Source organism: Enterobacter sp. 725m/11 (assembly GCF_011683705.1).
Lineage (GTDB): Bacteria > Pseudomonadota > Gammaproteobacteria > Enterobacterales > Enterobacteriaceae > Enterobacter > Enterobacter bugandensis.
Map to the genome: position 1 here is coordinate 1 of NZ_JAAQOK010000033.1, position 23361 is coordinate 23361.

Genomic DNA, 23361 nt, shown 5'->3' on the forward strand with positions numbered 1-23361 from the left:
TCCGTCGTCGGCAGCGTCAGATGTGTATAAGAGACAGCAATTAGGATCATCAAACCAGAATCAAATGTGATGTAGAGGCTACTTTGTGAAACCCATAATACTAATGCAAAGACAACATACAGGCATAAATAAAAAGATGGATTTCTAGGTCTTCGTTTAATCATCTTGAATTCTTTTCGCTATTAAAACTCACAAGGACAAAAATAGCCGAAACAATTATTTCTGTAATAATCACGCTAATTGTCACGCCATATGTTGGAGTCAGATGCATTAATAGTATAGAAACTATAATATGCATAAAACTCACAGCAAGATATGTTTTCCTGACAACTTTTGTGAAATGATTAGGTATTAACCACCATTGTCCATATACAACGCCCACTGAAACGATAAATGGCAAAGGAGACATCATCAACAATATCATCGACGATATTCGATATTCTTCACTGTAATAATAAAGTGATACAGGGTATCCTATGACAGCCATTGCGACCGATATTAACAATCCGAACGCAATAAACTTCTTACCATACAAGTACCAGATTTCATTGAGTGTTTTTCCTTCACTAATCAATGAACTGACTCTTGGGAACATCGCTTGCTGAACAGGACTCATCAAACCTTGCGCTGCAGTTCGGATTTTATCTGCTGCTGAGAAATAACCTGCCAGCGTCGGGCCACCAAAATATCCTATAATTAATATATTTAAAGTCGTATAAAAACTTATAGTTATATTAGATACAAAAAGGTCAAATCCCTTAGATAAAACCGAATAGATTTCTTTTATTGAAACTCTTGTAAATTTGGCCAATTTTTGTTTTTTTATAAAGAAACAAGCCAAAATACCTGAGATAAACATCCCTGATGATTGGCTTATAACGGCCATATTCATATCTTCAGGCGTTTTTACTAAAAGGAAAATAAGAATAAGGGAGACGAATTTTGCAATGGTTGTACATATTGCAATACCCTGCATTTTTTCAATCCCTTGAAATAACCATACAGGGAATAAAACTGTACCTATTACGGATATCATCCCTAACAGGATCAGATAAGAGTATATACTCGTACCATTAATAATTACATATAAAGCAAAAATACATGAAACTATCAGTAATAACGCTAACTTAGCAGCAGTTACTGCTGTATAAATAGAATCAATTTTGGATTGATTATTCTTATTAACTGAAACCAGTAACGTCGCACTAAAGTTAAAGCCATAATCAACAAAAATTATAATGTATTGTAGCCACGCCTGGACCATAGCTACAATTCCAAAATTTTCGGCTCCTAACACTCGCATTAAATATGGGAGGGTTAACAAAGGGAATAAATAGTTTGAAGCCTGAACAAAAAATAGCAGTATAATGTTTTTTTTCACTGGTATGATACACTCAGTAATGTGAAAAAAGCCTGTATGCTATTTACAGGCCTGAGTAGAAATTAATAGTCTGAATCTTTAAAAGCTTTACCAGCAAGATCTTTCGAAGACAAACTCGGTGAACAATCGTGGCTGACAGGCCATGCAATGTTCAGTTCGCTGTCTGACCATAAGATTGAACGCTCATGTTCAGGAGAATAATAATTAGTTGTTTTATACACAAATTCTGCTGTATCGCTCAGAACATAAAATCCATGAGCAAATCCCTCAGGGATCCATAATTGTTTTTTATTTTCTGCAGATAAATGTACGCCAACCCATTTCCCATAATAGGGTGAGTCTTTACGAATATCGACAGCGACATCGAAAACTTCACCGACGACACAACGGACTAATTTACCTTGAGCATAGGGCTGTAGTTGGTAGTGCAAACCACGAAGTACATTTTTGCTGGATTTAGAGTGATTATCCTGAATAAAATTCACTTCTTTACCAACGGCTTCGTTGAAAATTCGCTGATTGAAACTTTCCATAAAGAAACCACGATCATCACCAAAAACTTTCGGCTCAAAAATTAGCACATCGGGTATTTCTGTTTTAATGATATTCATTAATTAATAACCTTTGATCATTTTCAGTAAATATTGTCCGTATTGGTTTTTTGACAACGGAGCAGCGAGTTTTTTAACCTGCTCATCATCAATAAATCCTTTGCGGTAAGCAATTTCTTCAGGACAAGCCACTTTCAGCCCCTGACGCTCTTCAATAGTTGCAATGAAGTTACTCGCTTCAATCAGGCTCTGGTGAGTCCCTGTATCAAGCCAGGCAAAGCCACGGCCCATCATAGCCACGGAAAGCTTTCCTTGCTCCATGTAAATACGGTTAATATCCGTGATTTCCAGTTCACCACGTGCTGACGGTTTTAAATTCTTCGCCATCTCAACGACACTGTTATCGTAGAAATAGAGTCCCGTCACTGCATAATTACTCTTCGGTTCCAGCGGTTTTTCTTCGAGGCTGATGGCGGTACCATTTTTATCAAACTCGACAACACCGTAACGCTCAGGATCGTTCACGTGATAGGCAAAAACCGTTGCACCATTTTCTTTATTAACCGCTGCATCCATCAATTTAGGAAGGTCGTGACCATAGAAAATGTTATCCCCCAACACCAGGGCGCAATCATCGTTACCAATGAATTCTTCGCCAATAATGAAAGCCTGCGCCAGACCATCCGGGCTTGGCTGGATTTTATATTGCAGATTCAGCCCCCACTGGCTTCCATCACCCAGAAGTTGTTCAAAACGCGGTGTATCCTGCGGAGTACTAATAATTAAAATATCTCGAATACCAGCCAGCATTAGCGTTGAAAGCGGATAGTAAATCATCGGCTTATCATAAATAGGCAATAATTGTTTACTAACAGCCATTGTCACTGGATACAGACGAGTACCAGAGCCACCCGCCAGAATAATACCTTTACGCGTTTTCATTTCATCATCTCTATAGTCATAAGATGCCCACTCCCAGGCATCCCGATCATTATTAAATCGCTGTCGCTGTAAACCACTCAGTCAGCATACGCTTAACCCCCACGTCCCACTGAGGCAGTACGAGGTTGAAATTCTGCTGGAACTTTAACGTATTGAGGCGCGAGTTTGCCGGACGTTTTGCAGGCGTAGGGTACGCACTGGTCGGCACGCCATGAAGTTGCTTTAATGCCAGTTCAATTCCTGCTTTGCGCGCTTCATCAAATACCAGAGAGGCATAGTCGTACCAGGTTGTTGTACCACTGGCAACCAGATGATAAGTCCCTGCCACTTCAGGTTTATTCAGGGCAACCCGAATAGCATGAGCCGTACAGTCTGCTAATAATTCAGCACCCGTAGGGGCCCCGAATTGGTCGTTAATAACAGACAGCTCAGAACGCTCTTTTGCCAGTCGCAGCATGGTACGCGCAAAATTATTCCCTTTACCGGCATAAACCCAGCTAGTCCGGAAGATCAAATGGCGTGAGCAATTTTCACTTAAGGCTTTTTCACCCGCAAGTTTGGTCTCGCCATACACATTAAGCGGCGCTGTGGCGTCCGTCTCAAGCCACGGCGTATCGCCATTACCCGGGAATACGTAATCAGTAGAGTAGTGAACAACCCAGGCTCCCAATATTTGGGCCTCTTTGGCAATCGCCTCGACACTCGTGGCATTCAGCAGCTGAGCAAATTCAGGTTCTGACTCGGCCTTATCGACGGCGGTATGCGCAGCCGCGTTGACGATGACATCAGGCTTAATGCGGCGCACCGTTTCTGCAATGCCTTCAGGGTTGCTGAAATCACCGCAATACTCCTGCGAATGGACGTCAACCGCAATCAAATTGCCCAGCGGTGCCAGAGCACGCTGTAGCTCCCAACCCACCTGACCGGTTTTACCGAACAGAAGAATATTCATCAGGCGCGATCTCCATAGTTTTCTTCAATCCAGGACTTGTAGCTGCCGCTTTTCACGTTCTCTACCCATTTTGTGTTCGCCAGGTACCATTCTACGGTTTTACGAATGCCACTTTCGAAAGTTTCCTGAGGCTTCCAGCCCAACTCCTGACCAATTTTCTCTGCATCAATCGCGTAGCGGCGATCGTGACCCGGGCGGTCAGCCACATACGTTATCTGGTCACGATAGGAACCTTCCTTCGGCACGATTTCATCCAGCAATGAGCAGATGGTATTTACCACATCAAGATTCTGCTTCTCATTGTGGCCGCCGATGTTATAGGTTTCGCCAATCTTGCCCTGGGTTACCACGGTGTATAACGCACGGGCGTGATCTTCTACGTACAGCCAGTCGCGGATTTGGTCTCCTTTACCGTAAACAGGCAGGGCTTTACCCTCCAACGCATTGAGAATGACCAGCGGGATAAGTTTTTCCGGGAAGTGATATGGACCGTAATTGTTAGAACAGTTAGTCACAATGGTAGGGAAACCATAGGTACGCAGCCAGGCACGGACCAAATGATCGCTGGATGCTTTAGAAGCAGAATAGGGACTGCTTGGGGCATAGGCCGTTTTTTCAGTAAACAGCGGCAGTTCAGCTCCCTTGGCCATTTCATCCGGATGCGGAAGATCGCCATAGACTTCATCTGTTGAGATATGGTGGAAACGGAAAGACGCTTTTTTATCAGCATCTAACGCTGACCAGTATTGGCGGCTTGCTTCCAGCAGTACATAGGTACCAACAATGTTAGTCTCAATAAAGGCTGCCGGGCCGGTGATCGAGCGATCAACGTGGCTTTCGGCGGCCAGGTGCATCACCGCATCCGGCTGGTGCTCTGCAAAAATACGCGCCATGGCATTGCTGTCGCAGATATCGGCATGTTCAAAATGATAGCGTTCGCTGTGCGAGACTTCGGCCAGCGATTCAAGATTCCCTGCATAAGTCAGTTTATCGACGTTAATAACAGAATCTTGCGTATCATTAATAATGTGTCGTACCACCGCAGACCCAATAAAGCCTGCTCCACCAGTGACCAGAATTTTCACGTTTATTTCGCTCTTAATGTTATCAGAAACAATTAATTAGTTGCTGTCGCCCAGGTAACTATTGATAAGCTTCCAAGGCGGAGAAACTGACAATCTGCTATTTTAACTTACCTTTACATTCCAAAGTAAATCGCAGATACCGTCGGTTGGATTAAATGCTGCAGGTGCCTGTAAAAGTATCTCTCGCACGCGTTCGTAGTCGAACTGACAGCAGGCGTTGTCGAGGTCACCGAGGATAATGCTCATCTCACTCCACGGCAACATCACCTCGTTAGCAGTCCTGATACGCGGGTGCTGCGTAATGGATACATTGTCGCCGATAAGCAACTCTTCATACAGTTTCTCACCAGGCCGCAGACCCGTTGTTTTTATCGCGATATCACCATAAGGGTTTTTATCATCGCGAACGGTAAGCCCTTGCAACGTAATCATGCGGTGCGCAAGGTCGATGATCTTGACGGGTTCCCCCATATCCAGAACAAAAACATCGCCGCCCGTGCCCATGGCTCCCGCCTGGATAACCAATTGAGCCGCTTCAGGAATAGTCATAAAGTAACGCGTGATATCTTCGTGAGTCAGCGTCACCGGTCCACCTGCAGCAATCTGTTTTTCAAATAACGGCACAACTGAGCCTGATGAGCCTAACACGTTGCCGAAACGAACCATACTGAAGCAGGTTTTACTGGATTCCTTCGCCAGCGCTTGCAGCACCAACTCCGCCATGCGCTTGGTCGCCCCCATGGTGTTGGTAGGGCGAACGGCTTTATCAGTCGAAATCAAGACAAAGTTTTCAACACCGCAACTTGCCGCAGCCTGAGCGCAGCTCAACGTACCAAAGATATTATTGCGCACGCCATCAAGTACGTTGAACTCGACAAGCGGTACATGCTTGTACGCCGCAGCATGATAAATTGTGTCGACGTTGAATGCTCTGATTAACCTTTCGAGATGCTCTTTATCCTGAACGTTTCCGAGGATTGGATAGATTTTAACCTTAAAATCCTGACCCAGATTCAGGTTACGCAGTTCAGAATCAATGGAATAGAGGGAGAACTCAGACAATTCGAACAGAATAAGCTGGTTTGGCTTATTTTTAATTATCTGTCGGCAAAGTTCAGACCCTATAGACCCCCCTGCCCCGGTAACCATCACTGTTTTCCCGTTGATATTACGGGATATCAGTTCCGGAATGGGTGAGACAGGATCGCGGCCCAGCAGGTCTGTAATAACGACTTTGCGCAAGGAATCAATACTTGCCTTCCCCTCCACCAGATCGACCATTCCCGGGATGGAGAGCACTTCACACGGCAGACCTTCAAGGGTTTTAATGACTTCGTTTTTTCTGGCCCGGCTTGCGCTTGGCATGGCCAGCAGAATTTTCTTCGCTTCGTATTTCTCAACCAGCCAGGGCAGTTTTTCTGGTGCGAAGACGCTTACCCCGTGAATCACCTGACCTTGCAGGGCGCGATTATCGTCGACAAAAGCAACGGGGTAATATTCGTCCATTTGGCTCAGCGCAGGCAGTAATTGACGACCCGATGCACCTGCACCATAAATAACTACCCGGGTGCCCAGATTCAACCCACGATTCACCAACATCCTCATTCCAAGCCGTGATCCGGCAACAAGCAGCAGGCCGAATGAGAAATAGATAAACGGAATCGTTCTCGGCAAATAGAGGTTGGTATAGAACGCTGCGATAATAAGCAAAATGGACGATATGACCATCCCCATCGTTACGACCAATAATATCTTGGCAGTAATATAACGGATTACGGCCCGATACAGCCCTAACTTAACAAATATTGCCAGAGTAACTGAAATTATTGAGAAAATAAAAAGCCAATGTTCCGTGCTATATATCGGAGTCATTGAATCAATACGCACCCAAAATGCAAACCAAAAAGCGCATAAGAGCAGTATAACATCTATAAAGAGAGTAATAATTCGCTTAATTGGTCTGGGTAAAGATATTAAATAATTTAGCATACTAAAAACTGGTCGCCTCACTAAAGCTTGCATTCAGTTTATAAAATAGTACCAGCAGGACACACTGAGTAATCGTCTACTTTAGTATTATAACCGCCCACTGTCCCCGCCTGGAGAAACGCTGATTTCCCAATCACAGCGCTGCCCGCAAGATGGACACCGACACCTAAATGAGCGAAATCACCAAGAATGGAATCGTGATCTATGGTCGAGTGGCTATTCACAATCGTCGCCAAACCTAATTTTGCGTTGGCACCCACTACAGCTCCCGCTAACACAACAGTTCCCTCAGCAAGGGTCGCCGATGGACTGACAAATGCAAAGGGATGTATAAGCGTTACAGGATGAATACCTAAGTCGAGCAGTTGCTGATAGAGCTGCCCTCTGACTTTATTGTTTCCGATGCCAATAGCGACATGACTGACCTTACCGATATGTAACTGTAGTTCGGAAATTTTTCCGATAATCAGCTGGTTAATTTCCTGGCAAGCAGAGGTATTATCGTCGAGGAAAACGATATCCTTATATCCCAGCAGTCTCGCTGTCTCGTACAGCGTACGACCATGACCACCTGCGCCCAAAATCAATAAGTCATGCATTGACGTTGCTCTCTTTGTCTTTAACGCCTGCACCACATTTCAGCGCAACAACGAGAAGCGGGAACCAGGCGATGAGCAGCCCCACAACACCATCAATTTTGCCTGAGGCAATAAAAAAGGCGAAGGGGAAAAGCCACAGCAGATTGACGGCAATTGCCAATGATGTCACCGGGACGTGGCTGCCATATTTTCTTGCGAGGATTTGGTAGCCATGGCTGGCATGTGCTTCATAGACCTTTTTACCTGCTACGAGCCTCCTCAATAACGTTGTCGTGGCATCGACGATAAAAACGCCCAGCAGGCATAATTCTGCAATAAAGAAGTGCGAGTCTACTTTCGCAATATGCAGGATCATCAGTCCGATTGTTATCCCAAGAAAACCACTTCCGGCATCACCCATGAAGATTTTCGCGACCGGGAAGTTCCAGACAAGAAAGCCGGCTCCGGCACCAATAAGGGCAAGCGTGAGAGGATAAAGATTGCCTGGTGCGTCTGAATATTGGTTGATAACGATCAATACCGCACTACATGCGGCAAAAGTGATGGCCTGCGAGCTCGCTAAGCCATTAATCCCATCCATAAAATTATATAAGTTAAGCATCCAGACCAGATAAACGCAGCCCAGAATCATACCCACCCAGGATAAGGAAACGTCATAACCAAACAGCGTAATGACAGGGAAAGAACCTAAGAAGTAGATGCCGATTGCTGCCGCCAGGAAATGCATCAACAGACGCCAGCGTGCCGCGATATGGCCGTGATCGTCAAGGAAACCGATGATGGCAACAATCAATCCTGGAATAAATAACCCCAGGAAGCTATCCAGCGTCAGCGCGCGGCTGAAATAAAACCAGACTAACGCCGCCAGGAGCGTCAGAACGATAGCCACCCCCCCCCCTCGTGGGGTTGGTACCGAATGCGAACTTCGCTGGTTTGGACGGTCAATAACGTTATGCTTAATGGCATAACCGCGTAGCCCCCAGGTCAGCGCGCATGATACTAAAAAAGCGAATATCAAAATCCCAAAACTCATCATTATTTATTACCTTCGATATAATATTTCGCCGTTTTTTTCATTGTTTCAAAAAGCGTTATCGGGGGCGTCCAGTTTAAATGTTCCCGGGATTTAGAGGCATCGACTTCCAGATCGCCAAACAGCTGATCGTAAATACCTCGTTTACCAACTGAAGAAAGCAATAACCTGAAGATACCCGTTGGAAATGAGACCAGTTTCGCTTTAATGCCCATTCCTGAGGCAAAGGCATTAATCATATCTTCGGTTGAAGGACGTTCTGCATCGGCCAGTAAATAGAGTTGATTTTTAGATTTCTCATTTACCACGCATTCGCTGATGAAACTGACGACATTATCCAGAGACACCAGCGCTCGCTTGTTCCTGACATTTTTAAAGGGCAACGGTAGGTTTTTAGAAACCAGTTTTAAAAGGCGCTGTATATTACCCGGTGCATTTTCACCACAAATCAACGCCGGGCGAACAATGGTGATCGCCATATCGCTTTCTGCAAATTGATTAAGCAGGCTCTGCTCGGCTTCTCGCTTGGAAATAGCGTAATCAGAAGTGGGTTGTGGTTCCGAGGCCTCAGTAAATGGGATCCCTGAGGTGGCATTACCGTTAACGCCGATTGAGCTTACAAAGATAAAATGTTTAACTCCGCTGGTCGCAGCATCGCTCGCTAATTTCATCGTTGCGTCGTGATTGACACGGCGAAATTCCGCTAAAGCGTCCTGAGCATCATCATTAAGGATATGCGCCCTTCCTGCGGTATGAATGACAGTGTCGCATCCTTGCAGGAGATTTAACCAGTTGGTATTTGCTGAGATATCACCCAGGTTGTAAATGCCCTGTTCAGGGTTCTCCTGCTTGCGCGTTGTTAATATCACCTCGTGTCCTGATGACTTCAACGCCTGGACTAAAGCAGTTCCAAGAAACCCGGTCCCGCCCGTCACCATTACTTTCATTGACATCCCCTATCCGCTCAATCTGATATTTACGCCCGCACGTAGTGCAGATTTGCGTGAGACTGTCTCGTTCACAACTGTTCGTTTAAAATTCAATTGTAAATGCCAGGCACGCTACCGCCCCTGGCTTAACAGCTACCAGTGCACTGAGCGATGTTTGATTAATGATTTTGCTTGTCTGGTTACAGACAAAAACTGGCGTTAATTGTCGTCCTAAACGACCAGAGAAACAAGCACAAATCGCTACAAAGCTGCTGAGATTTGAATCAGATAACCCTATGTAATCATTAAAATTAATAACAAAAAACGGCAGTTATCATTTTGGTTATGTCTCAACACCAAAAATGATAACTGCCGTTTGTTATGGACGCGGAATGAATATCAGTCGTTAGCCAACAGCTTTTCAATCCGGTTTCTGAACTTCGCCCCTTCCTTCAGGTTGCGCAGTCCATAGTTCACAAACGCCTGCATGTATCCCAGCTTCTTACCGCAGTCGTAGCTGTCACCTGTCATCAGCATCGCGTCAACGGACTGTTTTTTCGCCAGTGCTGCAATTGCATCGGTCAACTGGATACGATCCCAGGCGCCTGGCTCAGTTTTTTCCAGCTCCGCCCAGATATCGGCATTCAGGACATAACGGCCAACCGCCATCAGATCCGAATCCAGCGTCTGCGGCTGATCGGGTTTTTCGATGAACTCAACGATGCGGCTCACCTGCCCTTCCGTCTCCAGCGCTTCTTTTGTCTGGATAACGGAGTACTCGGAGAGATCGCCCTTCATGCGTTTCGCCAGCACCTGACTACGGCCCGTTTCATTGAAACGCGCCACCATTGCCGCCAGGTTGTAACGCAGCGGATCGGCTGAAGCGGTATCGATAATGATGTCCGGAAGAACAACGATGAATGGGTTATCACCCACTACCGGACGGGCACACAAAATCGAGTGACCCAGACCCAGCGGCTGTGCCTGACGCACGTTCATAATGGTTACGCCTGGCGGGCAGATTGACTGCACTTCCGCCAGCAGCTGGCGCTTAACGCGCTGCTCAAGCAACGCTTCGAGTTCGTAAGAGGTGTCGAAGTGGTTTTCTACGGCATTCTTAGAAGAATGCGTAACCAGGACGATTTCTTTGATCCCTGCAGCAACAATCTCGTCGACGATGTATTGAATCATCGGTTTGTCGACGATCGGCAGCATCTCTTTAGGGATTGCTTTAGTGGCTGGCAGCATATGCATGCCCAAGCCTGCTACCGGAATGACTGCTTTCAAATTAATCATTATTTCTTCCACCTTAAAATGGTTGACGAATTATAGCTCTTAAACATGTTTTCGCCAGCATGATTTGCCGTAATCCTTTGACAATGTTACGCCTTAGCCCCACAAATTTCTGTAGTTGTAATCTGAATAGATCACACTTCTGTGCCAGGAATAGTCTCAAAAAAGAAAGTTGTCGATTATCTGTGCGGAAGCGCAAAATTCAGCCTTTCCACATTCACTACCTGCTGATCCACCCGGTCAATATCCACCGAACTCTGCCCCTTCTCATTCACCGCTTTAATGTTCGCCAGCGACAGCAAGGTTTCGTCTTTGGCCATAAATTTACCCCGCACATCTTTACGCAGGTCGAAGTTGATCTTCAGCGCGGGGCCAATAGCTGCCTCCTGCATCACGTTGATATTACGTAAGAAAAGATGCTGCGGCTTATTGTGCAGCTCAAGCGTCGCCCGCTTCATCTCCACGTTGGTGATCGCGACAAAGGAGGTCGCATTACCGGATGAAATTTGAATTCCGCGCAGCTTATACGCTAGCTGGCGATTATCGAGGTGAATATTGTTGAGCTTGAAGTTCTGGGGTATGGACAAATAATCGCCTTTAATAACGCCATAGCCGATTAACATTCCGGCACTATTGACCATGTCGACATTATCAATAATGAAATTATCACAGCCATAAATGGCGACCGTTGCGTTGTCTATACCCGCCTTCTTACTGAAATCGGGGGTAATATTTTTGGCCTTTATATTGCGGATAACAAAGTGTTTCCCGTTCTCAACGTGCACCAGTTGGCGACAGTTGCTGCCGGTGATATTTGCCACCACGAAGTTCTTCACGGTTTGCTTTTCCGGGTAGTCGTTATCGTAGGTGCTGCCGGCGAGGCCGATGCCGATGCCCCAGTTGATCTTGCCGTTGGTGCAGTTGATGTTATCGATCACATGATCGGAGATCAGAATATTGCGGTCATTGATGGCAACGTTCCACTCGATCGCATCGCCCTGCAGATGGCTGAATTTGCTGTTGGTGATCCGGGCGCCATCAACCTGATTGTGAAAGCCCTGGCGCAGGATGGCGTAGTTAGCCTGGCTCACGCTGATGTTATCAATCACCAGATTGCGCATCACGCGAGGTTTCTTGCCACCAATGTAAATCTGCGTCACCGGCCCAAACCCGCTCATCGCCAGCCCTTTGATCGCGCAGTCCGAGCCGCGAACGTCGAGCGTGATGTTCTCCGTGCGCCCGCTGCCTTCACCGATCACTTTGCAGCCTTCCTGCAGCACAAAACGCCCACGTCCGTTGCCGGTCAACGCTCCGCGGATCAGCAGCGTTTTACCGTCGGGAATGAAAATGCCCGTATTGATGTTTTCGCAGGTAAGTCCGGCCGGGACAACGACGGTGTCACCGTCCTTAAACGCCTGCTTAAAAGCGGCGATCCAGTCGTTGTTATTGTACTGATTAATGGAGACCGTCTTTCCGCTTGCCGCCCGCGCCATGCGGGACGACAGCAGCGGCGAGGCCGCCAGAACAGACAGAGAAGAGACAAAGGTGCGTCGGGTAATCTTTTTCAGCATACAACCTCGGCGTTACAGCGTTTGCAGCAGGCTCGCTAACTGGCGATTGATTACCTGCTGGTTAAAATCGGTTTCAACTTTTTGTCGGGCATTCTGGAGCACAGGCTCCAGCGCCTGCTGGTCGATGTCGCTGAAGGCAGCCAATCGATCCGCAAGAGCCATCGCGTTATTCTCCGGTACCAGCCAGCCGGAATGATCAGATTTGATCAGCTCCGGGATCCCGCTGTGCAGCGTCGATACCACCGGGATCCCAACGGCCATCGCCTCCATCAGCGCCACCGGAATGCCTTCCATATCGCCATCGGCGCCCGTTACCGAAGGCAGCAGGAACACGTCCGCCTCATCGAGCATGGCCTTGACCTCATGGCTCGGCTTGAAGCCCGGCATCTCGACGACATCGTCCAGCTGATACTGTTCGATAAGCGTGCGCAGACGACGTTCCCACGGGCCAATGCCGAGAATGCGATAGTGGAACGCCACCCCGCGCGCCTTCAGCTGTCGGCAGGCTTCGATGGCCACGTGCAGACCTTTCTTCTCGGTCAGACGGGCTACGGAGATGATCTGCAGCGGTTTTCCCGGCACCTTAATCGGGCGGCGAGTGAAGCGCGTTAAATCCACGCCCATACGCGACACGGCAATTTTCTCCCCCGGACAGCCCATGCTTTTCAGTCGTCCGGCCCACAGGTCGCTGATGGGCAGCATCATGTCGCCGCGGTGGAAAAGCGCCTGATACTCCGGCGTGTAGTGGTTCAGCACCTCGCGGCTGGAAATGTCGATACCGTGGAAGATGGTCGCAATTTTGCCGTCAATTACGCCAAGCTCACGCAGTTTCGCGGCGGTGACCCCCGCCGGGCCAAAGTGGGCGATAAACACGTCGGCACGATACGGCTGCGCCGTTTGCCCGCAGATGGCCGACAGAATTAAATTGCGAGATTCCGATCCATAGCGGGAAACGTTCAGCGCGCGCCACGTCGACGCGCGGTGGATCCCGCGTAACGTCTGGCTGGCCCGGTAGCGTAGCTTGCTCAGCTTCCCGGCCGGTTCGTCCTGCAGCCAGCGGGTCTTCGCCTCCAGCCCATACTGGGCATACGCCGCATGGGTATTTTTGGTGTCGCCCTTTTGCAGGGCAACGATCTCCACGTCATATCCCATATCGATAAACGCGGTAATTTGGTTCAGTACAAAGGTCTCAGAAGACAGCGGAAATTTCAGCAAGAAGAAACCAACCTTCATTTCCCCTCCCGCACGCGGTCAAGTACCGATTTCACCATCCCAATGCCCTTCTCGCGCTCGGCTTTCACCGCCACCGCCAGGCGTTCATTGATCGCAGGCAGTTGACCCAGGGTGTCCCCCACCATTGCACCGAGCGATCCGTCCAGCAGATGACGAATATCCACGGCCATTTCCGGCATACCAAGCTGCTGCATAATCCCGGCGGACTTGTGCTCATAGTTAATGGCGATGGCCGGCGTGCCAAAGTTCATGGAGATAATTGCCGAGTGCAGACGGGTACCCACGGTCAGGTCGCAGGCTGCAAGCAGTTTGCCCATCTCCAGGTCGTTCAGCTCGTCCATCACCACGTGGTAGCGGGACGGGTCGTTCACCAGATTGCGCAGGTTCAGCGCCACCATGCGGTCATCTTTGTTGTAGCTGTCGATGCCGGTACAGGTTGAGAGCGCCAGCACCTGGTAACCGCTGTCCAGCACGCGATTCACCACGTCGGCAAACGCTTTCTCATAGGCTGCCTGGGTGGTGCCAAGACGCTTATCGAACGGGGCGAGTTCACGCAGGGTAATCGCAACGGTCTTCTGTTTCGCCGTCACGTCGAGCCAGTGCTGCACCGCGTAGCTCGGCTGGAAGTTATCGTCCTGGTGATCCACCAGCCAGGCGGTATCCACGCCGTGTTCTACTTTAGAGGTGTCAATTTCGCTACGCTTCATCATGTCGAGGCTGACCGATTCACGCAGGATCAGCGCGTCGCAGTGGCCAAACACATAATTTGCCAGTTGGTTAAATTGCGGATCCTGGAACGGCCCGACGCTGTGGCCGATCATAAACAGCGGCTTTTTCGCCATGAACGTGCACAGCGCATGCTCAAACTGCGGCACGCCGTAAAGATCGACGAAGAACGAGCCGCCGACCTGAATAATGGCGTCATAGCCGGAAAGCAGACGCACGAAGTCCGTAAATCCCTGCGCGATCGCGATGTTGCGCAGCCTGCCGGTGTCGGTGACGCGGGAAAGCAGCACCTGATGCTGGTAGCGACGGCGCAGCACTTTCTTCACGCGCCCCATCACGCCCGCGGCGTTATTGTGCTGTTTCATCTGGCTGTAAAGCGGGTCGCCCATTACCGGGCGGTTCAGTAACCAGGATGAGCTGACCGGATAACGGCTCATCACGTCCACTTCAGTCTCAGGCTTAAGGGTGTTAATTGCATCCAGTAAACCGCGCAGGATGGCGCTGTCGCCACGGTTGCCGCAGGTATGGTTGCCAAGAATTAATAATTTCATAATGGCCTCTTAAAGAACTAGCCTGCGCGAAGCAGCGTTTTCATTTTTTCGTTACGGCAAAACTGGCGCTTCATCTCTACCACCAGCGCGTTGCGCGACAGCACAATCATCACGCCAAACGCCAGCGCGCCTGCGGCAACCTGCACCGCCAGCAGCGCGGCCAGCGGCAGATGCCCGCTGAGGATAATGCCCAGACCGTAGCTCACCGCCAGGGTCGGCAATGAGAGATAGAACGGCAGCCACAGGCTCAGGATGTACTGACGGTAGCTGGAGCCCAGCACCGGTTTGATCATGATGAAGTAGCTCAGAACGGTATTGACGATCTGCACCAGCAGGAAGCCCAGCGTGACGCCGATGGCGCCCGCCATATGCCCGCCGACGATAATCGCCGGAATAAACAAGAAGGTTTTGAACACGTTGAACTTAAAGCTGATATCCACGCGCGCCTTCGCCATCAGCAGAGAACCAATCGGATTGCCCACGGAGCGCAGCAGCCCCACCACGCACAACAGCTGCAGGATCGGGATAATGCCGTTCCACTTCTCGCCAAACACCAGCGGCACGAAGTTGCTGGAAACCACCATCAGCCCCAGCAGCACCGGGAAGTTGATAATCCCCACCACGGAAAGCAGCTTGTAGAAGTTGACGCGCAGCTTCTCGGTGTCGTCCTGAATCTTGGCGAACGCCGGGAACAGCACGCGGGTGATAATGGGGTTCAGCTTCATAGGAGGAACAACCGCAACGTTATAGGCCAGGTTGTAGCCCCCCGCCACGCTCGCGCCCAGGATGCGCGCCAGCACCAGCGTCGAGAGGTTGGTATTCACATAGTTAATAATGCTGTCCGCCGTCAGCCACGCGCCAAAGCGCAGGTTGGACGAGACGGACGCGAGAGAGAAGTGCAGCCCCGGACGATAAATCTTGCGGCCAAAGTAGCCGAACAGCAGCGTACGCACGGCAGAGTTAACCAGGTAACCGAGGATGGCGGTCATCGCCAGCGGCCAGAAATGGGCGCTCACCACGGTAAAGGTAAAGCCCGCCAGCACCGCGCTGGTTTCAATCATGCCGATCTTGTTGAACTCCAGCTCTTTTTGCATCAGAGCGCGGAACTGCTGCCCGTGTGGGATCACCACAAAGGCAAACGACAGCGTGCGCATCAGCGGGGCGAGATCCGGGTTGTGCAGCACGCTGGCGATGGTGTCGCTCAGCAGGAACACCAGCACAAACACGAAAATGCCCAGCCCGACGTTCAGCCAGTAGAGCGTGGTCAGCTCAAGATGGCTGATCTCTTTGCGCTGGATAATCGAGTTGGCGATACCAAAGTCAGACAGCGTGTCGGCCAGCGCGATAATCACCAGCGAGACGGTCAGCAGGCCGAACTGGTGGTTATCGATAATGCGCGCCAGCACCGTCATCTGCACCAGGCCGAGGCCAATGATGACGATGGTCGCCATCGCTGACCACTTGGCGCCGCTGATGGTTTTTTCACGTAAGCTCATCTTAGTACGCCGCTTTGTTCACGAAGCCTTTGAAGATGGTCAGAAAAACAATCTTGATATCGAACCAGAGGCTCCACTCGCGGATGTACTCCAGATCGAATTCGATGCGTTTTTCCATTTTTTCCAGCGTGTCGGTCTCGCCGCGCCAGCCGTTGATCTGCGCCCAGCCGGTGATGCCCGGTTTCACCTTATGGCGCAGCATGTAGCCTTCAATCAGCGAACGGTACTGCTCGTTATGCGCCACCGCGTGCGGACGCGGGCCAACAATCGACATGCCGCCGGTAAAGACGTTGATGAACTGCGGCAGCTCGTCAAGCGAAGTGCGGCGCAGGAAGTTCCCCACGCGGGTGACGCGCGGATCGTTCTGCGTCGCCTGGGTCACTACCTTGTCGTTCTCCATCACCTTCATGGAGCGGAATTTCCACACCATGATTGGCTTACCGTCCATGCCGTAGCGGGTCTGACGGAAGATAACCGGGCCGGGAGAGCTCAACTTCACCGCCAGAGCGATGCAGCACAGCACCGGGGAAATGAGCAGTAAAATCAGGGAAGAGAGTACGATATCTTCCACGCGCTTGAGCACGCGGTTGATACCCGACAGCGGCGTGTCGTACAGCGGTACCACCGGTACGCCGTTCACCTCTTCAATGCGGGAATGCAGAATATTGAAGGTAAACACGTCCGGGATCAGGATCACCGAACAGGTGGTGTCCGCCAGCTCGCGCATCAGCTGCTTGATGCGGGTTTCGTCTTTCATCTGCATGGCGATATAGACGTTATGAATTTTTCCGGCCTTCGCGTCTTCAATAAGCTGCGCGTAATTGCCCGCCCAGTCCGCAGGCACGCCGCCCGGCTTCGCGTCGTGGTAAATCCCCACCACTTCAAACCCTAACCACGGCTCTTTGCGGAAGCTGTCGAGCAGCACTCTCCCGACCGGTAAATCACCCGCCACGGCGACGAAACGACGGTTATAGCCGCGGTTACGCAGCCAGCCCGCGCCAAAGCGGATCAGGGAACGGCACACCACCATGCCGACGCTGGTTAACAGGTACCAGCAGAGATAGGTCACAAAGCGGTTGTCAAAATCATGGCTGAACGCCACCAGACCGGCGCTGAAGATCAGGCTCAGAGTCCAGTTCTGCAGCAGCAGCATCAGTTCGGTGGTCATTTTCACGCCGCGCCACGAGCGGTAGAAATCGGTCATTCCGCCGATCATCTGAAACACAACCAGCGCAATCAGGGCCATCAGAAGATGCATATATAAGAACGGCAGCCCGCTGATCCGACACACCGCCCACAATCCACCGACCATGATGGTGATATCAGAAAAACGCTGCACCATAGAGATTAACGATGCATTCGTTCTCGCTCGTTCGCGTTTTTTTAGATTCGTCATCGTTGTTCCTGTATTCGGTTCCCCCTCCCGCCGGGAGGGGCAATTGTTACTGATTCAACAGCGCCAGAATGTCCTTCGTTCGGGCTTCCATCAGCGCCGTATCAGCGCGGGATTCCACGTTCAGACGCACCACCGGCTCGGTGTTGGACGAACGCAGGTTAAAGCGCCACTGCGGGAACGCCATGCTGATGCCGTCCGTACGGTCAATCTCCAGCGCGTGAATGGCAAAGTGCTGTTCAACGCGGGCAATCGCCTCGGCCGGCTGCGCCAGCTTGCTGTTGATCTCCCCGCTCGCCGGGAAGGCCGCCATACGGTCGCGCACCAGCTCGCCCAGGCTCTGCCCCTTCAGGCACAGCAGCTCGGTCACCAGCAGCCACGGGATCATCCCGCTGTCGCAGTAGGCAAAATCACGGAAATAGTGGTGCGCGCTCATCTCGCCGCCGTAGATGGCGTCTTCTTCGCGCATGCGCTCTTTGATGAAGGCATGGCCGGTTTTAGACATCACCGGCTCGCCGCCCGCGGCCTTCACCACGTCGACGGTGTTCCAGGAAAGACGCGGATCGTGAATGATCTTCGCGCCCGGATTTTTCTCGAGGAACGCTTCCGCCAGCAGGCCAACGATGTAGTAGCCTTCGATAAACTGCCCTTTCTCGTCGAACAGGAAGCAGCGGTCGAAGTCGCCGTCGAAGGCGATGCCCATATCGGCACCGTGCTTAATCACCGCGTTACGGGTGTCGTCGCGGCACTCCGGCAGCAGCGGGTTAGGAATACCGTTCGGGAAGTTACCGTCCGGCGTGTTGTGTACCTTGACGAAGGTCACCGGCACGTTCAGCGCCTTAAAGCGGGCTTCCAGCGCATCGACAACCGGGCCTGCCGCGCCGTTACCAGAGTTGATGACCAGCTTCAGCGGCTTGAGGTTCGCCACGTTGATGTAGCCCAGCAGGTGGTCGATGTACTCTTTCTGCAGGTTAATCTGCTTGTAGCTGCCGCGCTTCGCGTCGTTCACCGGCGGGAAGTCGTTGGCTTCCGCGAGGCGCTGCACGTCGCGCAGACCGGTGTCGCCGCTAATCGGGCGCGCGCCCTTGCGCACCAGCTTCATGCCGTTGTAGTCCATCGGGTTGTGGCTGGCCGTCACTTCGATACCGCCGTCCACGCCGAGGTGGAAGGTGGCAAAATAGATCTCTTCGGTACCGGACAGGCCGATGTCCAGCACGTCCACGCCCGCGTCCTGCAGCCCTTTTGCCAGCGCCAGCTTCAGGGATTCACTGGTCAGACGCACGTCGCCGCCCAGCACGATGGTCTTAGGTTTTAAATATTCGCCGTACGCGCGGCCGATGCGCCACGCGATGTCTTCATTCAGCTCTTCGCCCAGCTTGCCGCGAATATCGTAGGCTTTAAAACAGGTTAATTTTTCCATGATGACCCCTTTTTCAGGCAACAGTTGGCCCTGACCACTTAATGGCCAAATTTATTTTTGTCATTCGTAGGCCCGGCAGGCGCAGCGCCGCCGGGCATGATGCGGCGTGCTACACGCGGCCGTAGCGATCCTGGAAGCGCACAATATCGTCCTCTTCCAGATACGAGCCGGAGCGCACCTCAATTAAGTCGAGAGGAATTTTCCCCGGGTTTTCCAGACAGTGCGTGGCGCCCAGCGGAATATAAATGGACTCGTTTTCACCCAGCAGCTTCACTTCGCCGTCGATGGTGACTTTGGCCGTACCCGCCACCACCACCCAGTGTTCAGCGCGGTGATGGTGCATCTGCACCGACAGCCCCTCGCCCGGCTTCACGGTGATGCGCTTCACCTGATAGCGGTCGCCCGCGTCGATGGAGTCATATTTGCCCCACGGACGGTACACTTCACGGTGAATGTGGTGTTCGTGACGGCCATCGGCCTTAATCTTCTCAACCACTTTTTTAACGTCCTGCACGGCGTTACGGTCGGCAATCAGCACCGCGTCTTTGGTCTGGACAACCACCAGATCCTTCACCCCGACGGTAGTGACGAGGCCAGACTCGGCGTAAACGTAGCTGTTCTCGGTTTTGTGGCTAATCACATCGCCGTGATGGACGTTACCCTCCGGGGTATGGGCGCTGATCTCCCACAGGGAGGACCAGGAGCCCACATCGCTCCAGCCTGCATCCATCGGTACCACCACCGCGTCAGCCGTGCGTTCCATCACGGCGTAGTCGATAGACTCTTCCGGGCAGGCGAGGAACGCCTCTTCATCCACGCGGATAAAGTCGAGATCCGGGTCCACCACCGCCATCGCTTTTTCGCAGGCGTTCAGAATATCCGGGCGGTATTTGCGCAGCTCTTCGAGATAGCGTCCGACGCGGAACAGGAACATCCCGCTGTTCCAGTAATATTCACCGCTGGCGACATAGGCCTGCGCGGTTTCGAGATTCGGTTTTTCGACAAACTGCGCCACGTCAAACGCTACGCTGTCGCCCTCACCCGGCGTTACGCTGCCGCGACGGATGTAACCGTAGCCGGTTTCCGGCAGATCCGGCACAATGCCGAAGGTCACCAGCTTGCCGCTCTCGGCGTAAGGGATCGCGGCACGCACCGCGTCGCGGAATGCGTCTTCCTGCTGGATAACGTGATCTGCCGCCAGGACCAGCATCAGCGGGTCACAGTCAGGGCTGCTGCGTTTTGCCGCCAGCGCCGCCAGGGCGATCGCGGGCGCGGTATTACGTCCGGCAGGCTCCAGGATGATGTTTTCCGTGAGCTTGTTCAGCTGGCGCAGCTGCTCGGCAACGATAAAGCGGTGCTGTTCGTTACAAATCACCACCGGGCTTTCACACTCCACGCCGTGCAGACGGTTTACCGTCGTCTGCAGCATGGTGAGATCCCCTTTCAGGCAGAGGAACTGTTTTGGATAGAGCACGCGGGACAGCGGCCACAACCGGCTACCAGAGCCACCAGCCATCACAACCGGATACAAAGTGGTTTGACTCATGATTTATCCCCGTATATCTGCAATAAATTGGCTCAGCACGTTCTCTTTCTCGAGCGTGCGTTCGGCATATTCACGTGCCACCGTGTTCACTTTTGGCATGGCGAGTGCCTGTTCAATGCCGGTGACCAGCGCGGGAACGGATTCCGGCTCCACGCACACGGCTATCCCCGGATAGCTGCCGCACAGCTGGCCTAATTCAGTTTCGGCTTCGGCCGTAATCACCGCGTTACCGCCCACTGCCAGAATGTTGGTCAGCTTGGACGGCAGCACCGCATCCGCCGCGCCGCGTTTTTGCACGACCAGATGGCAATCCGCCATTTTCAGCAGCGCGGGCAGCGCGTCGTACGATTGCAGCGGGAAAAACTTCACGTTGGTCAGGCCGCGTTCACTGGCCATCTTTTCCAGCCGCGCTTTTCCCCCGCCCTGTCCGACAATCACAAACGTCCACGGCTGTTCGATCAGCAGCTGGGCCGCTTCAATAACGCTCTCCAGCCCCTGCTTTTCGCCGATGTTGCCTGAGTAAAGAATGATTTTTTGGTCTTCAGGCAAGCCGAGCCGGGCGCGCAGCGCCTGAGCCTCTTGCTCCGTCACGTCGCGAAAACGCGCCACTTCGGACCAGTTCGGGAAGAAGATCACCTTCTCCGCCGGGACGCCCTTCTCCTGCGCCTTATTCATCATCGAGCGAGAGATCGTCGAAACGTAATCCACGTTGTGTAAGCCACTGCGCTCAAAGGCGCTGGCGAGCTTCGCCACCTTGCCGCCCTTGCCTTTCCCGGCCATACCCAGACCGAGCATGGCGTCCACTTCATAATCCTGAATGTGCAGCAGGGTGCGCGCGCCGGAGAGTTTTCCCAGCAGGCGCATGCCCGGCGTGCAGAACAGCGTCGGCACCACGCCGATAATGCGATCCGGCTTCCAGCGACGCTGCGCCATCAGCGGGAAGAAACTGCTGAGGGCAAAGCTGCCCAGATGAATTAAACGTTTCAGCGTCGAGGGCTGTTTCGGCACGTAGAGCGGGCAGCGCCAGACGGTCGCGGCACCCTCTTCGCGGCGATAGCGCCAGCTGGAATAGCGTTCGCCTACCTTCCACTCCGGGTAGTACGGCGGGGCAGTAATCACCCGCACGTCATGTCCCTGGCTCGCCATCCACTCCACCATCTCGCCGGTGTATTTCCCGATACCGGTTAATTCCGGCGAGTAGTTAATTCCGTAGACGAGGATTTTCATAGTCCTGGCACCTCGGCCTGACGTTCCGCGAGGAAGTACGCCCGACTGTTGTCATGGACGTTGTCGCTTGCCAGCAGCGCCTCTGGCGCTAACCAGCGGTAATCGTCATGCTGAGAATCAGGCAGACGCAGGTCTGCCTCACTCACCTTCAGGCGGAACCCCAGCACGATGTAGTGCGTGGAGAACCCGGTGCCCGAAAAGTTATCGTCATAGAAGTGCTGCCAGACCCCGTAAAACTGGCCCGCTGCCATCGGCAACTGCAGGCCCAGTTCCGCCAGAGTGAGACGCTCAAACGCATCAACCAACGTCTCATCCTTCTGCACGCGCCCGCCGGGCACGAACCAGAAGCCCTGTGCAGGACGATTGGTTCGTTTTCCCAGCAAGAACTCGCCGCGTTCGTTCTCCACGATCAAATCAATCGAGATGAGCGGAGTGGAACGCACTACCGTGGCAAAATCTTCCTGACTTAAAAACATCATTACCCCCGGAAGCGGTGCTGGTTTTCCAGGAACCACTGGTAGGTGCTGGCCAGCCCCTGCTCCAGTGAGACCTCGTGATACCAGCCCAGCTGATGCAGACGGGTCACGTCCAGCAGCTTGCGCGGCGTGCCGTCCGGTTTGGTCGCGTCAAACACCACGCGGCCCTTGTAGCCCACCACCTGCGCGATGGTCTGCGCCAGCTCGCGGATGGTGCAGTCCACGCCGGTACCCACGTTAATGTGCGACAGCATCGGCTCGGTGTTTTCCTGCCACACCTCGCGATCCAGTTCCATCACGTGAATGCTGGCAGCCGCCATGTCGTCCACGTGCAGGAACTCGCGCATTGGTGTTCCGCTGCCCCACACCACCACGTCCGGGGCGTTTTCGGCAGTCGCCTCGTGGAAGCGACGCAGCAGCGCCGGGATCACGTGCGAGTTGCTCGGGTGGAAGTTGTCGTGCGGTCCGTACAGGTTGGTCGGCATCACCGAGCGATAGTCGCGGTTATACTGACGGTTGTAGGATTCACACAGCTTGATCCCGGCAATTTTGGCAATCGCATACGGCTCGTTAGTGGCTTCAAGCGTGCCCTGCAACAGTTCGCTCTCGGCAATCGGCTGCTTCGCCATCTTCGGGTAGATACAGGATGAACCGAGGAACAGCAGCTTGTTCACGTTGTGCAGATGCGCCGCGTGAATGATGTTGCTCTCGATCATCATGTTCTCGTAGATGAAATCCGCCGGGTAGGTGTTATTAGCGACAATGCCGCCCACCTTCGCCGCCGCCAGATACACCTGGTCAATGCGTTCGTTGGCAAAGAAGTCCTGTACCGCACGGCTGTCGAGCAGGTTCAGCTCGTCACGGGTGCGGACAATCACCTCTACGTCACCGCGCTGTTCCAGCTGGCGGACAATCGCGGAACCCACCATTCCGCGATGACCGGCGACAAAAATACGTTGTTTTGTCAT

At 52.1% G+C, this 23361-nt stretch carries 20 protein-coding genes; all 20 read right to left on the reverse strand.

Translation table 11 applies throughout. The features are described from left to right. Positions 1-160 precede the first annotated feature (160 nt). The 20 genes from HBA26_RS15040 to HBA26_RS15135 all read right to left on the reverse strand — a co-directional run bounded on the left by HBA26_RS15040 (position 161) and on the right by HBA26_RS15135 (position 23361). A complete protein-coding gene (locus HBA26_RS15040) occupies positions 161-1381 on the reverse strand; it encodes an oligosaccharide flippase family protein (protein WP_164558223.1) in 1221 nt (406 codons plus the stop codon). A 62-nt stretch (positions 1382-1443) separates the two neighbouring features. Beyond that, positions 1444-1992: a dTDP-4-dehydrorhamnose 3,5-epimerase gene (rfbC, locus tag HBA26_RS15045; protein WP_041909150.1), complete on the reverse strand. Its 549-nt coding sequence runs from the start codon at positions 1990-1992 to the stop codon at positions 1444-1446. Between the two features lie 3 nt (positions 1993-1995). Next, positions 1996-2874 (reverse strand): glucose-1-phosphate thymidylyltransferase RfbA, encoded by an 879-nt coding sequence (gene rfbA / locus HBA26_RS15050; protein WP_047174557.1) that lies wholly within the window; start codon positions 2872-2874, stop codon positions 1996-1998. 52 nt (positions 2875-2926) lie between these two features. After that, complete coding sequence (rfbD, locus tag HBA26_RS15055) at positions 2927-3826, reverse strand: dTDP-4-dehydrorhamnose reductase (protein WP_126345309.1); 900 nt, start codon at positions 3824-3826, stop codon at positions 2927-2929. Further along, entirely contained in the window at positions 3826-4911 is a 1086-nt protein-coding gene (rfbB, locus tag HBA26_RS15060) for a dTDP-glucose 4,6-dehydratase (protein ID WP_045355505.1), read from the reverse strand. The genes rfbD and rfbB overlap by 1 nt, the downstream gene beginning before the upstream one ends. A gap of 102 nt (positions 4912-5013) precedes the next feature. Next, the gene (locus HBA26_RS15065; protein ID WP_126345310.1) at positions 5014-6900 is read right to left on the reverse strand and encodes a nucleoside-diphosphate sugar epimerase/dehydratase; all 1887 of its coding nucleotides are present in this window, start codon (positions 6898-6900) and stop codon (positions 5014-5016) included. Positions 6901-6938: 38 nt separating this feature from the next. Beyond that, on the reverse strand, positions 6939-7499 hold the full coding sequence (locus HBA26_RS15070; RefSeq protein WP_063155003.1) for a sugar O-acyltransferase: 561 nt from the start codon (positions 7497-7499) through the stop codon (positions 6939-6941). Continuing rightward, positions 7492-8535, reverse strand: coding sequence for a glycosyltransferase family 4 protein (locus HBA26_RS15075; protein ID WP_063155004.1), 1044 nt, complete (start codon positions 8533-8535; stop codon positions 7492-7494). Before HBA26_RS15075 ends, HBA26_RS15070 begins: the two co-directional genes overlap by 8 nt. Next, entirely contained in the window at positions 8535-9485 is a 951-nt protein-coding gene (locus HBA26_RS15080) for an NAD-dependent epimerase/dehydratase family protein (RefSeq protein ID WP_080454789.1), read from the reverse strand. Before HBA26_RS15080 ends, HBA26_RS15075 begins: the two co-directional genes overlap by 1 nt. A 375-nt stretch (positions 9486-9860) precedes the next feature. Beyond that, a complete protein-coding gene (galF, locus tag HBA26_RS15085) occupies positions 9861-10757 on the reverse strand; it encodes a GalU regulator GalF (RefSeq protein WP_048957548.1) in 897 nt (298 codons plus the stop codon). Positions 10758-10933: 176 nt separating this feature from the next. Continuing rightward, complete coding sequence (gene wcaM / locus HBA26_RS15090) at positions 10934-12325, reverse strand: colanic acid biosynthesis protein WcaM (protein ID WP_041909137.1); 1392 nt, start codon at positions 12323-12325, stop codon at positions 10934-10936. Between the two features lie 12 nt (positions 12326-12337). Next, positions 12338-13558: a colanic acid biosynthesis glycosyltransferase WcaL gene (gene wcaL / locus HBA26_RS15095; protein ID WP_126345311.1), complete on the reverse strand. Its 1221-nt coding sequence runs from the start codon at positions 13556-13558 to the stop codon at positions 12338-12340. Then, entirely contained in the window at positions 13555-14835 is a 1281-nt protein-coding gene (wcaK, locus tag HBA26_RS15100) for a colanic acid biosynthesis pyruvyl transferase WcaK (protein WP_041909132.1), read from the reverse strand. The genes wcaL and wcaK overlap by 4 nt, the downstream gene beginning before the upstream one ends. A gap of 17 nt (positions 14836-14852) precedes the next feature. Further along, a complete protein-coding gene (gene wzxC, locus HBA26_RS15105) occupies positions 14853-16331 on the reverse strand; it encodes a colanic acid undecaprenyl disphosphate flippase WzxC (protein WP_044596701.1) in 1479 nt (492 codons plus the stop codon). Between the two features lies 1 nt (position 16332). After that, positions 16333-17727 carry an undecaprenyl-phosphate glucose phosphotransferase gene (wcaJ, locus tag HBA26_RS15110; RefSeq protein ID WP_041909129.1) on the reverse strand — a complete coding sequence of 465 codons (1395 nt, stop codon included), beginning with the start codon at positions 17725-17727 and terminating at the stop codon, positions 16333-16335. A 46-nt stretch (positions 17728-17773) separates the two neighbouring features. Further along, positions 17774-19144, reverse strand: a complete 1371-nt coding sequence (cpsG, locus tag HBA26_RS15115) for a colanic acid biosynthesis phosphomannomutase CpsG (protein ID WP_166720944.1) — start codon at positions 19142-19144, stop codon at positions 17774-17776. Positions 19145-19253: 109 nt separating this feature from the next. Then, the gene (cpsB, locus tag HBA26_RS15120) at positions 19254-20690 is read right to left on the reverse strand and encodes a mannose-1-phosphate guanyltransferase (protein ID WP_166720945.1); all 1437 of its coding nucleotides are present in this window, start codon (positions 20688-20690) and stop codon (positions 19254-19256) included. Between the two features lie 3 nt (positions 20691-20693). Then, positions 20694-21917, reverse strand: a complete 1224-nt coding sequence (wcaI, locus tag HBA26_RS15125) for a colanic acid biosynthesis fucosyltransferase WcaI (protein ID WP_045260413.1) — start codon at positions 21915-21917, stop codon at positions 20694-20696. Beyond that, a complete protein-coding gene (locus HBA26_RS15130; protein WP_048999739.1) occupies positions 21914-22393 on the reverse strand; it encodes a GDP-mannose mannosyl hydrolase in 480 nt (159 codons plus the stop codon). The genes wcaI and HBA26_RS15130 overlap by 4 nt, the downstream gene beginning before the upstream one ends. 2 nt (positions 22394-22395) lie before the next feature. Continuing rightward, complete coding sequence (locus tag HBA26_RS15135) at positions 22396-23361, reverse strand: GDP-L-fucose synthase (protein WP_024908102.1); 966 nt, start codon at positions 23359-23361, stop codon at positions 22396-22398.